The sequence below is a fragment of the Paenibacillus sp. FSL H8-0332 genome (genome assembly GCF_037963835.1).
Taxonomy (GTDB): Bacteria; Bacillota; Bacilli; order Paenibacillales; family Paenibacillaceae; genus Paenibacillus_AQ; species Paenibacillus_AQ rhizoplanae.
Map to the genome: position 1 here is coordinate 4,961,391 of NZ_CP150145.1, position 13,926 is coordinate 4,975,316.

Here is a 13,926-nt window from a genome sequence, read left to right on the forward strand (position 1 = left end):
ATGGGACAACGTAACCAATTGAGTCTGCAGCACACTGCCGGAGAGCATCGTTTCCAGTTCAATCCGCAGCATGGATTCGCCTGGAGAACTGCTCTGGAACACAACAGGAATATGAAAGGTCACATGTGCCTGAGGCAGAGCTGCAGTGATTTCGAGCGTCTCCGCCAGGTGAACAGCCGGGCCCGGCGCCCCCAATGGGAGAGTAGTTAGATTCGACATTATTTCACCGCCTTAGATATTTTCCGCAATACTAATTGTCATTTGGAATAACCGTGGAAGTTAGGACAACAGGGAGTATATTGATACTCCATTGGTCCTGAACATCGCCAGTAATCACTTCAGTTAGTGTCAAGGTAGTCTGGGGGCCATCATACATAACAGTAAAGGGGAAAGCCTGCGCGAATGTAAAAGTATCAGAACCTGGACTCGGCCAATAATCAGTATACTCATACAATTTGTTATTAGCAGTATCAGTAAGTGTGATGGTTAAACGTATTCCAGCAGTATTTGAAAAATCATTTTGCTTTAAAATAACTATGTTTACAATTCCTTCCACTTGGCAACGCCCGTTTCCGGGATTAACCGGGAGTGTGGCGAGCACTTGAGGGGAATTCACATACCCTACATAATGGTCTGATACTTTGTAAATTAATGTTGGAATGGATGCTCCATTCACCAGGGCACCTGTAGGTCCCCTGGCACCTTCGGGCCCAGTTTCCCCCGCTTCACCGCCTGATCCAGGCGGACCGGTGACGCCCGTGGGTCCTGTCAGACCCTCTGGTCCGGTGTCACCTGTAATTGCCGGACCGGTCGCTCCGGTACTTCCCACACCAGTAAGTCCGGTTGCCCCTGTAATCCCTACTCCGGTGGCTCCTGTTGCACCGGTGGGTCCAGCGAATCTTCCTACATATCCGGTTGTCCCTGTTGGACCCGTTGGTCCCGTTAGCCCGGTCGGGCCTGTAAGCGAGACGCCATCCTCTCCCATTCTCCCGTCGCCACCAGATAGACCGGTACGTCCGGTTAGACCAGTGGGGCCTGTTGGACCTTGAGGACCTATAGGACCGTTTAATATGACGGGTCCCGGACCGGTCTGTAACCGGGGGGAGCCCACCCGGATATCAGAAGCGATATTCTGATAATGGAGCAGCTTCATTCTTAGCTCGAATTGATGAATGCCTGCGGACAGTACATCACTGAACCTGACCGTGGCTTCAGTCTGAACCAGTCCTGCAGACAGTGCTGTGGATTCTATGGATACATCACGCATCTCAACAAGCGCGTTAGCCCTCCATAGTTCAACATTTAAGTGCAGATGATAATAACCAGTGGACAGAATATCCAGCAGCAATGGAATCGACAACTGCAATTCCGCAGATGTATACGGCTGTTCCACGTCTGTCCGGATATCGGTAAGCACCAGCATACTGCCGGCTCCAAGGGGGAGCGATGAATAGATGTTCATATTTATATCAACTCCTTTATTTCTCAGATGCTGTTCTTCTGTTACAGTTTCATATCGGGGCAGTCTCAGTTCCCTCTTCGAAATACCTTCGCAGTTGCATTGAATGTTTTGTACGCAATTGTTGTATTGTCAGACAGCGTATTGATCTGAACAAACAACGTATAGTTGTGAAGACCCAGCGGCGGGTTCTCATCAACCGCATAGAAGAATAGATTTTCTTCGGAGGTAAAGGAACCAATCGTGGGAATAAGCGAATATTTGTAACCTTTGGCCCAAAGGAAGGAACCGTTGGTTTCAAGTTGCTGACCATCTCGATACACTCTATATGAAAGCGTGTTGTGGTAACGGTCGTCAGGAGGATTCCCGTACCCGAAATGAAGAGTACCCTCTATTACAATACATTGATCTGTTGAGTTGATCTGTATTGCAGGAAGTTGGCCCACTATTTCACCTTCGATGGGACTGTTCACCTGCAGAATATTGCTCACAACGATTGGTAACGCCCTGCCAGGTCCGGTTATACCAGTGGGTCCTGTCAGCCCCGTATCTCCGGTAATATTTAATCCGGTCCCTGGATTCCCAGTCACGCCAGTGGGTCCGGTAATTCCTGCCGGTCCTGGCACCCCATATCCGGTCATACCAGTGGGTCCGATTCCGGTCATTCCGGTTGGACCGGCGGGTCCTATCCCGTCAGGTCCTGTATGGCCCGTTGCGCCTGTCGCGCTCCCCGCTCCGGTTACCACCACTTCACCCGTAGCCCCTGTGCGTCCCTTTGGTCCCTTCGTTCCCATGATGCCAGGACCCGTTATACCGGTCGGACCGGTGTTTCCCGTTGGACCTTTCGTACCTTTCGTACCATACGGACCTTGTGGACCGGTTGGTCCTGTTGGACCGATATCATCAGCAGCAACTATATCATTTTGCACAGAGACTGCCGGGAGGCCAACCAGCGGATTCGCTGCGATATTCTGGGAAGACAGAACCCGGAGCTCCAGCTCAAAGTGTTGCACCCCTTGGCCGAAGCTTCCTGAAATATTTACATTCAGATCAGCAATAAGAGCTTCCCCGCTGTTACTGCTGCCGATATAAGGCTCAGTAAGGGTATGAATGATATTGCCGTCTTTCAAAACAGATAACCCGATGATCAGGTGATAATTGCCGGACACTTCCGGCTTGAACGACAGAGGCACACTGAAATCGATTTGGAAGTAGGGATGACTTTCTTCCAGCAATACCGGACTTGACAGCCTGATTGCCGGTCCCGGACTTCCCAGTTGCACCGGAATTAATGATGACATGTGGACACAACCCTTCTTTCACTTTCATATTTGCTTGCCATTTGCGAACGGCAGAACTATTCAATCAACACCCCAATACCAGTGTATGCTGCCTATAGTTTGTCCAAGTCCATGTTATGCAGAATACTTCATGGACCTCTGAGGTCTGGCAGCACTTAATATCCTATGCTGATGAATCTATGGGGGTCTGGATTATTCGGTCAATAGCTCTAAAAAGGCGGATTACTGATTAATTATCAATTTCCACACGCAGGAAAGCGCCAGAATTAAATTCTGGCGCTTCTCACTACAAATAGAATGATTTAATTAATCCTGATCAATTGAATGTTGGCAAAGAAGACGCCCTCACCTATAACGTCATTAGTATTATTAACTAACGCCACACCCTGTTCGGCTGTTGTCCCTATGATACCGGCTCCCGCTACGGTTGCAACTGCCGTATTGTTTAGTGTTGAGGACGCTATAGAACCAGTAACACCTTCTATGAGAGCTCCAGACGCCAGATCTACGGTCCACAATTGAAATTCCATGGTGTCCAGGCTATTATTCTGAGCATTGACATAGTATTGGACCAGAACTGTTGAATCAGCAGGCAAAGTGAAAAACTGATTTGTATCATTTATAGTAATAGCACCGCTTTCCGGTCCGGTTACGCTCCAGGTCACCATTTCATCAAATCCAACTTGAAACTCAGTAGAGACAGCAGAGAAGAAATCTGCGAAGAAAGCAACCCCCGTTAAGCCAGTCATCCCGGTCATACCAGTCATCCCGGTTTGGCCCGTTACACCAGTCAGCCCGGTAACTCCCGTTAAGCCGGTCAACCCTGTAGCTCCCGTTAAGCCAGTGGCACCCGTTATACCGGTTATGCCAGTCTCTCCAGTTAATCCGGTCAGTCCAGTTAATCCCGTAGCTCCGATAGCACCCGTCTCCCCGGTTAGCCCTGTTAATCCGGTCAGTCCGGTTAGTCCGGTCAGCCCTGTAGCTCCCGTTAAGCCAGTCTCTCCTGTCGGACCCGTTATGCCGGTCACTCCGGTCAGTCCCGTCATTCCCGTAGCTCCGGTCTCTCCGGTCTGGCCTGTAATTCCTGCCGGACCTGCGATACCTTGAATTCCCTGTTCTCCTTGAGGTCCTGGAGGCCCGCCCGGATTCCCCGTAGCCCCCGTTGCACCCGTAGGCCCTACCATTATTGAAGCATTAAGCACCGTCTCCAGCTTGTTGGTAAGAATGAACTCCTTCTTGACAATGTCCCGCATCATATTTCTCACACTTTCGTTCATAGCAAGCACATCGCCTATTGTTGCATCAGGAGCTGTAACTCCAGGTAAGGTACCCAGGATATATTGCAGCTTCTCCCCTTCTGCATTGATAATATGGCTGAGTCCCAATTCTTCCATTGCAATGGAGGACAGCAGCAGGTTAACGGCATCATCCCTCGCAATGCTTATAGTGGGGGTGATATTAGGCAGATTCGCCTGAGACATGTAATCAACTCCTCTATGATTAGTAGGTTACAACAATTTAAGAATGGATATCGAGGCATTAACATCTGTAATTGTACCGGCACCACTATTAATCATAACTAGTGTATTAACTGCTTCAGCAGTAACGGTGGGAAATACACTCCCCCCCAATACCAGATTTGAAGTGGGAGCAACTGCTGTATGATAGGATATTGCGTCACTTGCCGGAAGGGTAGCCCCATTAAGCGTAAGGGCAACGCTAAAATTCTCCCCTGTCGGAGTAGAAGCATTAGCTGAATAATGAACGTAGTAGGTTGCCGGTTCCTCCACGCCTAAAACAACGTTATTTTGCAGATTGAAACCGCCTATGCTACGGTTGATGCTGGAGCCTGTGGCATACGCATCGGCATCAAAGACTATTGGACCTCCTGGACCTATCGGACCTCCTGTTGTAAGAGTAGATAACCACCGGTCGATAGGCGGCTCTCCTGTTTCTCCGCTTGCTCCGGTCAAACCGGTTACTCCTGTAACTCCTGTTAGACCTGTCAGGCCAGTAGCGCCAGTCGCTCCCGTTTCCCCTGTAACTCCGGTTTCCCCTGTAACTCCTGTCAGACCCGTCAGGCCAGTAGCACCTGTCGCTCCCGTTTCCCCTGTAACTCCGGTTTCCCCTGTAACTCCTGTCAGACCCGTTAAGCCGATCGCACCCGTCTCCCCTGTAAGGCCGGTAGCCCCGGTCAATGCAGTCAACCCAGTGGCCCCTGTAATACCTGTAGCTCCCGTTACTCCTGTAGGTCCTGATATGCCTGTGAAGCCGCTAACGCCCGTGGTACCGGTCGGGCCATCGTCTCCAGTCTCTCCTATTTCACCTGGCAGACCTCTTGGACCTACCGGTCCCTCGTCTGGACCTGTTACTCCTGTGGCTCCGGTACCACCATAATCAACCGGTGCTGCAAGCAGACTCTCTAACTGGCTGGTCTGCAGCCAGGCGCTTTTCACCGTCTCCCCCAGCAAACTACGGACGCTATCAGTGATGTCCTGAAGATTAGAGATGTTCACCACAGGAGCAGTTACTCCAGGCAGAGTGCCAAGCGCGTATTGCATCTTCTCCCCTTCTGCATTAATCACATGGCTAAGCCCTAACTCTTCCATGGCGATGGCTGACAGCATCATATTAATGGCATCGCTACGAGAGAGTGTAATGGTAGGTGTAATGTTAGGCAGATTAGCTTGAGACAAATCAATCCTCTCCTTTCCTGTTTAGAATAGTCCATCATATGCTGTTCGCTTCGATTGGTTCGGCAATTCGTCCAGGCTATGTAAGAAAAACTGATATGTGTTACAGTTCTTATTATGGAAACAAAATCACCCTTACGGGTGAATGAGATTACCTGCGTGCCACTTATCCACAACAGAAGAAGATCATAATTTCCTATACAATGAGAAAAGACCAGCCCGAATCAGGCTGGTCTTCGTGAAAGTCACATTCATTAATCACTCATTAGAGGAAGCTCAACTCAACTGAACGATAGTAACCTTAGCAGGGAAGAAACCATAAATGACTTCATCCATATTAACAGTCACAGCAGTCCCTTCATATACAAGTGCAAGTTGGATTGCTACTGGTTCATCCGCTTCTAAAATATATGTTCCATTAAGATTAGAAGGAACAGTGTTTATTGGAGCGGTAACGATTGATGTAGATTCTGGTGTACCATTATTAATCAATTCCAGACCTGCTGGTCTTGTATCAGAGGATAGGATAGTGGCTTGATACATTATCAAATAGTTTCCGGATTCTACTACAAACTCATTAGTATCAGTAATTCCCGGTCCTATAGAAGTACCACTGCTTGATGTATAAACGATGCTAAAGTGTGGAATAGGGAAATGATCACTTGTTGCCACCGTATTTCCCTCTGTCAGAACAAACTGAGCGTAATTCTGGGACAGAACACCAGTAGGACCTACAAGACCAATACCTGTTGGTCCGGTTGCTCCCGTTAACCCAGTGACACCAGTCGCCCCTGTTGCCCCTGTAAGACCCGTCGCTCCGGTATCTCCCGTAAGACCTGTTGCTCCTGTTTCTCCCGTGGGACCAGTTGCTCCCGTTAACCCAGTGACACCAGTCGCTCCTGTTGCCCCTGCTAATCCTGTAACCCCTGTTACACCAGTATTACCATCCTCACCTTTTGAACCTGGGCCTCCATTTATTCCATCTTTACCCGCTTTCCCTGTTGTGCCCGTCACTCCGGTCATACCTGTTGGACCTGTTGGACCAGTCGCGCCTGTATGACCAGTCGCACCTGTTTCAACAACACTTAATCCAGTAACTCCTGTTGGACCAGTCACACCTGTAACTCCAGTGGCTCCCGTCTCACCTGTAAGACCCGTTGCCCCACTCTCTCCAGTAAGTCCTGTGAGTCCTATTGCTCCGCTCTCTCCTGTAAGCCCCGTCGCTCCCGTTTCACCCGTAAGCCCCGTTGCTCCAGTCTCTCCCGTAAGACCTGTCGCTCCACTCTCACCTGTAAGACCCGTCACCCCAGTCGCTCCTGTGAGTCCGGTCGCTCCGGTCTCTCCCGTCAGACCCGTTGCTCCCGTTTCACCCGTGAGCCCCGTTGCTCCAGTTTCACCCGTAAGCCCCGTTGCACCGGTCTCTCCTGTAAATCCCGTCAGCCCCGTCGCTCCACTCTCTCCTGTGAGTCCCGTTGCTCCACTCTCACCAGTCAGCCCCGTTGCTCCCGTTTCCCCGGTGAGCCCCGTTTCTCCTGTAAGACCTGTCGCTCCACTCTCGCCTGTAAGACCCGTCGTTCCGGTCTCTCCCGTCAGCCCTGTCGCTCCACTCTCTCCTGTAAGACCCGTCGCTCCGGTCTCTCCCGTCAGCCCTGTCGCTCCACTCTCGCCTGTAAGACCCGTCGCTCCGGTCTCTCCCGTGAGTCCAGTTGCTCCAGTCTCTCCTGTAAGTCCTGTTGCTCCAGTCTCTCCTGTAAGTCCTGTTGCCCCGATCTCACCAGTCAGACCTGTCGCTCCGGTCTCTCCCGTGAGTCCAGTTGCTCCGGTCTCTCCCGTGAGTCCTGTTGCCCCGATCTCTCCTGTAAGACCCGTTGCACCGGTCTCTCCTGTAAGTCCCGTTTCTCCTGTGAGCCCTGTCGCTCCAGTCTCACCGGTCAGCCCCGTTGCTCCAGTCTCTCCGGTGAGTCCCGTCGCTCCAGTCTCACCAGTCAGCCCTGTCGCTCCGGTCTCTCCCGTGAGTCCCGTCGCTCCAGTAGCACCAGTAAGCCCAGTCGCTCCCGTTTCTCCGGTGAGCCCCGTCGCTCCGGTCTCTCCCGTGAGTCCTGTCGTCCCAGTCTCTCCGGTCAGCCCCGTCGCTCCAGTCTCTCCTGTGAGCCCCGTCGCCCCAGTCTCTCCCGTCAGCCCCGTTGCACCGGTCTCACCTGTCAGACCTGTTGCTCCGCTCTCTCCTGTAAGTCCCGTCGCTCCAGTCTCACCAGTCAGCCCCGTCGCTCCGGTCTCTCCTGTCAGCCCCGTCGCTCCAGTCTCTCCGGTGAGTCCCGTCGCTCCAGTCTCACCAGTCAGCCCTGTTGCTCCCGTCTCACCTGTAAGACCTGTCGCTCCCGTTTCTCCGGTCAGCCCTGTTGCTCCGGTCTCTCCGGTCTCTCCCGTGAGTCCTGTCGCCCCAGTCTCTCCAGTCAGCCCCGTCGCTCCAGTCTCTCCTGTGAGCCCTGTTGCTCCGGTCTCTCCTGTGAGCCCTGTTGCACCAGTCTCACCTGTAAGCCCCGTTGCTCCCGTTTCTCCGGTCAGCCCCGTTGCTCCGGTCTCTCCCGTCAGCCCCGTCGCTCCAGTCTCACCTGTAAGACCTGTCGCCCCCGTTTCTCCCGTGAGCCCTGTCGCTCCAGTCTCACCCGTAAGACCCGTCGCTCCAGTCTCTCCGGTGAGTCCTGTCGCTCCAGTCTCACCCGTCAGCCCTGTCGCTCCAGTCTCACCTGTCAGCCCCGTTGCTCCAGTCTCTCCTGTGAGCCCCGTCGCCCCGGTCTCTCCTGTAAGTCCCGTCGCTCCAGTCTCACCAGTCAGCCCAGTCGCTCCCGTTTCTCCGGTGAGTCCCGTCGCTCCAGTCTCTCCTGTGAGCCCCGTCGCCCCGGTCTCTCCAGTAAGTCCCGTCGCTCCAGTCTCACCAGTCAGCCCAGTCGCTCCCGTTTCTCCGGTGAGTCCTGTCGCTCCCGTTTCTCCGGTCAGCCCTGTTGCTCCGGTCTCTCCTGTGAGCCCTGTTGCACCAGTCTCACCTGTAAGCCCCGTTGCTCCGGTCTCTCCTGTGAGCCCCGTCGCCCCCGTTTCTCCCGTGAGCCCTGTCGCTCCAGTCTCACCAGTCAGACCTGTCGCACCAGTCTCTCCCGTGAGTCCCGTCGCTCCGGTCTCTCCTGTAAGCCCCGTTGCTCCGGTCTCTCCCGTCAGCCCCGTCGCTCCAGTCTCACCTGTAAGACCTGTCGCCCCCGTTTCTCCCGTGAGCCCTGTCGCTCCAGTCTCACCCGTAAGACCCGTCGCTCCAGTCTCTCCGGTGAGTCCTGTCGCTCCAGTCTCACCCGTCAGCCCTGTCGCTCCAGTCTCACCTGTCAGCCCCGTTGCTCCAGTCTCTCCTGTGAGCCCCGTCGCCCCGGTCTCTCCTGTAAGTCCCGTCGCTCCAGTCTCACCAGTCAGCCCAGTCGCTCCCGTTTCTCCGGTGAGTCCCGTCGCTCCAGTCGCTCCTGTGAGCCCCGTCGCCCCGGTCTCTCCAGTAAGTCCCGTCGCTCCAGTCTCACCAGTCAGCCCAGTCGCTCCCGTTTCTCCGGTGAGTCCTGTCGCTCCCGTTTCTCCGGTCAGTCCTGTTGCTCCGGTCTCTCCTGTGAGCCCTGTTGCACCAGTCTCACCTGTAAGCCCCGTTGCTCCGGTCTCTCCTGTGAGCCCCGTCGCCCCCGTTTCTCCCGTGAGCCCTGTCGCTCCAGTCTCACCAGTCAGACCTGTCGCACCAGTCTCTCCCGTGAGTCCCGTCGCTCCGGTCTCTCCTGTAAGCCCCGTCGCCCCGGTCTCTCCCGTGAGTCCCGTCGCTCCGGTCTCTCCCGTAAGACCTGTCGCTCCCGTCTCTCCCGTGAGTCCCGTCGCTCCGGTCTCTCCGGTGAGTCCTGTCGCTCCGGTCTCTCCCGTCAGCCCCGTCGCTCCAGTCTCTCCTGTAAGCCCCGTCGCTCCGGTCTCACCAGTCAGCCCCGTCGCTCCGGTCTCACCTGTAAGACCTGTCGCCCCGCTCTCTCCTGTAAGCCCCGTCGCTCCAGTCTCTCCCGTAAGTCCCGTTGCACCAGTCTCACCTGTAAGACCTGTCGCTCCCGTTTCTCCGGTGAGTCCCGTCGCTCCAGTCTCTCCGGTCAATCCCGTCGCTCCGGTCTCTCCTGTAAGCCCCGTTGCTCCGGTTTCTCCCGTGAGTCCTGTCGCTCCCGTTTCTCCCGTCAGTCCCGTCGCTCCAGTCTCTCCCGTGAGCCCCGTCGCCCCGGTCTCTCCGGTGAGTCCTGTCGCTCCCGTTTCTCCCGTCAGCCCCGTCGCCCCGGTCTCTCCGGTGAGTCCTGTCGCTCCCGTCTCTCCTGTAAGACCCGTCGCTCCGGTCTCTCCGGTGAGTCCTGTCGCTCCCGTCTCTCCTGTGAGCCCTGTCGCCCCGGTCTCTCCTGTAAGTCCCGTCGCTCCAGTCTCACCCGTAAGCCCCGTCGCTCCAGTCTCACCAGTCAGCCCTGTTGCTCCCGTCTCACCTGTAAGACCTGTCGCTCCCGTTTCTCCGGTCAGCCCTGTTGCTCCGGTCTCTCCAGTCTCTCCGGTCAGCCCCGTCGCTCCAGTCTCTCCTGTGAGCCCTGTTGCTCCGGTCTCTCCTGTGAGCCCTGTTGCTCCGGTCCCTCCTGTGAGCCCTGTTGCACCAGTCTCACCTGTAAGCCCCGTTGCTCCGGTCAGCCCCGTTGCTCCGGTCAGCCCCGTTGCTCCGGTCTCTCCCGTCAGCCCCGTCGCTCCAGTCTCACCTGTGAGTCCTGTCGCACCAGTCTCTCCTGTGAGCCCTGTTGCACCAGTCTCACCTGTAAGCCCCGTTGCTCCCGTTTCTCCTGTGAGCCCCGTTGCTCCGGTCTCTCCCGTCAGCCCCGTCGCTCCAGTCTCACCTGTGAGTCCTGTCGCACCAGTCTCTCCCGTGAGCCCCGTCGCTCCAGTCTCACCAGTCAGCCCTGTCGCTCCCGTCTCTCCCGTCAGCCCTGTCGCTCCAGTCTCACCAGTCAGCCCAGTCGCTCCCGTTTCTCCGGTGAGTCCCGTCGCTCCCGTCTCTCCGGTCAATCCCGTCGATCCGGTCTCTCCTGTAAGCCCCGTCGCTCCCGTTTCTCCGGTGAGTCCCGTCGCTCCCGTCTCTCCGGTCAATCCCGTCGATCCGGTCTCTCCTGTAAGCCCCGTCGCTCCCGTCTCTCCTGTAAGTCCCGTTGCTCCAGTCTCACCAGTCAGCCCCGTCGCCCCAGTCTCTCCCGTGAGCCCCGTTGCTCCCGTCTCTCCTGTAAGTCCCGTTGCTCCAGTCTCACCAGTCAGCCCCGTCGCCCCAGTCTCTCCCGTGAGCCCCGTTGCTCCGGTTTCACCAGTCAGTCCCGTTTCTCCTGTGAGCCCTGTTGCACCAGTCTCTCCCGTGAGCCCTGTCGCTCCCGTCTCTCCTGTAAGTCCCGTTGCTCCAGTCTCACCAGTCAGCCCCGTCGCTCCGGTCTCTCCTGTGAGCCCTGTCGCTCCCGTCTCTCCTGTAAGTCCCGTTGCTCCAGTCTCACCAGTCAGCCCCGTCGCTCCCGTCTCTCCCGTGAGCCCCGTCGCCCCGGTCTCTCCGGTGAGTCCTGTCGCTCCCGTTTCTCCCGTCAGTCCCGTCGCTCCAGTCTCTCCTGTAAGCCCTGTCGCTCCCGTCTCTCCCGTAAGACCCGTTGCTCCCGTCTCTCCGGTCAGTCCCGTTGCTCCGGTCTCTCCGGTGAGTCCTGTCGCTCCCGTTTCTCCCGTCAGTCCCGTCGCTCCAGTCTCTCCCGTGAGTCCTGTCGCTCCCGTTTCTCCGGTGAGTCCCGTCGCTCCGGTTTCTCCCGTGAGTCCTGTCGCTCCAGTCTCTCCGGTCAGCCCCGTCGCACCAGTCTCACCCGTAAGACCCGTCGCCCCGGTCTCTCCCGTCAGCCCCGTCGCTCCAGTCTCTCCCGTAAGTCCCGTCGCTCCAGTCTCACCAGTCAGCCCTGTTGCTCCCGTCTCACCTGTAAGACCTGTCGCTCCCGTTTCTCCGGTCAGCCCTGTTGCTCCGGTCTCTCCGGTCTCTCCCGTGAGTCCTGTCGCCCCAGTCTCTCCAGTCAGCCCCGTCGCTCCAGTCTCTCCTGTGAGCCCTGTTGCTCCGGTCTCTCCTGTGAGCCCTGTTGCACCAGTCTCACCTGTAAGCCCCGTTGCTCCCGTTTCTCCGGTCAGCCCCGTTGCTCCGGTCTCTCCCGTCAGCCCCGTCGCTCCAGTCTCACCTGTAAGACCTGTCGCCCCCGTTTCTCCCGTGAGCCCTGTCGCTCCAGTCTCACCCGTAAGACCCGTCGCTCCAGTCTCTCCCGTGAGTCCTGTCGCTCCCGTTTCTCCCGTAAGACCCGTCGCTCCGGTCTCTCCTGTGAGCCCTGTTGCACCAGTCTCTCCCGTGAGCCCTGTCGCCCCAGTCTCTCCGGTGAGTCCTGTCGCTCCCGTTTCTCCCGTAAGACCCGTCGCTCCGCTTTCTCCCGTAAGCCCTGTCGCACCAGTCTCTCCGGTGAGCCCCGTCGCTCCGGTCTCTCCCGTGAGTCCTGTCGCCCCAGTCTCTCCAGTCAGCCCCGTCGCTCCAGTTTCTCCTGTGAGCCCTGTTGCTCCGGTCTCTCCTGTGAGCCCTGTTGCACCAGTCTCACCTGTAAGCCCCGTTGCTCCCGTTTCTCCGGTCAGCCCCGTTGCTCCGGTCTCTCCCGTCAGCCCCGTCGCTCCAGTCTCACCTGTAAGACCTGTCGCCCCCGTTTCTCCCGTGAGCCCTGTCGCTCCAGTCTCACCCGTAAGACCCGTCGCTCCAGTCTCTCCGGTGAGTCCTGTCGCTCCCGTCTCACCAGTCAGCCCCGTTGCTCCCGTCTCACCAGTCAGCCCCGTTGCTCCCGTCTCACCAGTCAGCCCCGTTGCTCCCGTGAGTCCTGTCGCTCCCGTTTCTCCCGTAAGACCCGTCGCTCCGGTCTCTCCTGTGAGCCCTGTTGCACCAGTCTCACCTGTAAGCCCCGTTGCTCCCGTTTCTCCGGTCAGCCCCGTTGCTCCGGTCTCTCCCGTCAGCCCCGTCGCTCCAGTCTCACCTGTAAGACCTGTCGCCCCCGTTTCTCCCGTGAGCCCTGTCGCTCCAGTCTCACCCGTAAGACCCGTCGCTCCAGTCTCTCCGGTGAGTCCTGTCGCTCCCGTCTCACCAGTCAGCCCCGTTGCTCCCGTCTCACCAGTCAGCCCCGTTGCTCCCGTCTCACCAGTCAGCCCCGTTGCTCCCGTGAGTCCTGTCGCTCCCGTTTCTCCCGTAAGACCCGTCGCTCCAGTCTCACCAGTCAGCCCTGTTGCTCCCGTCTCACCTGTAAGACCTGTCGCTCCGGTCTCTCCTGTAAGCCCCGTCGCCCCGGTCTCTCCCGTGAGTCCCGTCGCTCCAGTCTCACCAGTCAGCCCCGTCGCTCCAGTCTCTCCCGTGAGTCCTGTCGCTCCCGTTTCTCCCGTAAGACCCGTCGCTCCAGTCTCACCAGTCAGCCCTGTTGCTCCCGTCTCACCTGTAAGACCTGTCGCTCCAGTCTCTCCTGTGAGTCCTGTCGCTCCCGTTTCTCCGGTCAGCCCCGTCGCTCCAGTCTCACCTGTAAGCCCCGTTGCACCAGTCTCACCTGTAAGCCCCGTTGCACCAGTCTCTCCCGTAAGCCCCGTCGCTCCCGTCTCACCCGTAAGCCCTGTCGCTCCCGTCTCACCCGTAAGCCCCGTCGCTCCCGTCTCACCCGTAAGCCCCGTTGCTCCCGTCTCTCCGGTCAGCCCCGTCGCACCGCTCTCTCCTGTAAGCCCAGTCGCCCCAGTTTCTCCTGTAAGACCTGTTGCTCCGCTCTCTCCTGTAAGCCCAGTCGCCCCAGTCTCTCCCGTGAGTCCCGTCGCCCCAGTCTCTCCAGTAAGACCTGTTGCTCCGCTCTCTCCTGTAAGACCAGTCGCCCCAGTCTCACCCGTGAGCCCCGTCGCCCCACTCTCTCCCGTGAGTCCCGTCGCACCAGTCTCTCCTGTAAGTCCCGTTTCTCCTGTGAGCCCTGTCGCTCCCGATTCTCCCGTGAGTCCCGTCGCCCCAGTCTCTCCAGTGAGTCCCGTCGCCCCAGTCTCTCCTGTGAGTCCAGTTGCTCCACTCTCTCCCGTAAGACCCGTCGCTCCCGTCTCTCCAGTAAGTCCTGTCGCTCCAGTCGCTCCCGTAAGACCTGTCGCCCCAGTCGCTCCCGTAAGCCCCGTTGCACCGCTCTCTCCCGTGAGCCCTGTCAGACCGGTTTTACCTGTGAAGCCTGTCGATCCAACGTTACCTCTTGTACCTTGGCTTCCGCTCGCGCCTCTAAGGCCGGTTGTGCCCGTTGGTCCGGTTGGTCCTGTTACTCCGGTTGGTCCTGTACCCATTAGTTGTCAACTCCTTGCTGTCATGGATTTCCAATGATTTCAAAAAAAATATTCT

The 13,926-nt window shown here is 57.2% G+C and carries 6 protein-coding genes; 1 reads left to right on the forward strand and 5 read right to left on the reverse strand.

All coding sequences use genetic code 11. The features are described 5' to 3' along the window. Positions 1 to 250: 250 nt before the first annotated feature. From NST43_RS21475 to NST43_RS21495, 5 genes are all read right to left on the reverse strand, one after another. The gene (locus NST43_RS21475) at positions 251 to 1,462 is read right to left on the reverse strand and encodes a hypothetical protein (protein WP_339219279.1); all 1,212 of its coding nucleotides are present in this window, start codon (positions 1,460 to 1,462) and stop codon (positions 251 to 253) included. 65 nt (positions 1,463 to 1,527) lie between these two features. Beyond that, the gene (locus tag NST43_RS21480) at positions 1,528 to 2,760 is read right to left on the reverse strand and encodes a hypothetical protein (RefSeq protein WP_339219280.1); all 1,233 of its coding nucleotides are present in this window, start codon (positions 2,758 to 2,760) and stop codon (positions 1,528 to 1,530) included. 302 nt (positions 2,761 to 3,062) lie between these two features. Then, complete coding sequence (locus NST43_RS21485) at positions 3,063 to 4,241, reverse strand: collagen-like protein (protein ID WP_339219281.1); 1,179 nt, start codon at positions 4,239 to 4,241, stop codon at positions 3,063 to 3,065. A 27-nt stretch (positions 4,242 to 4,268) separates the two neighbouring features. Beyond that, positions 4,269 to 5,456: a hypothetical protein gene (locus tag NST43_RS21490; RefSeq protein ID WP_339219282.1), complete on the reverse strand. Its 1,188-nt coding sequence runs from the start codon at positions 5,454 to 5,456 to the stop codon at positions 4,269 to 4,271. 273 nt (positions 5,457 to 5,729) lie between these two features. Then, positions 5,730 to 11,402, reverse strand: a complete 5,673-nt coding sequence (locus NST43_RS21495) for a hypothetical protein (RefSeq protein WP_339225493.1) — start codon at positions 11,400 to 11,402, stop codon at positions 5,730 to 5,732. Between NST43_RS21495 and NST43_RS21500 the strand changes: the two genes are divergently transcribed. Next, positions 11,317 to 13,908, forward strand: a complete 2,592-nt coding sequence (locus tag NST43_RS21500) for a DUF4573 domain-containing protein (RefSeq protein WP_339225494.1) — start codon at positions 11,317 to 11,319, stop codon at positions 13,906 to 13,908. The two genes, NST43_RS21495 and NST43_RS21500, sit on opposite strands and share 86 nt — an antisense overlap. Positions 13,909 to 13,926 lie beyond the last annotated feature (18 nt).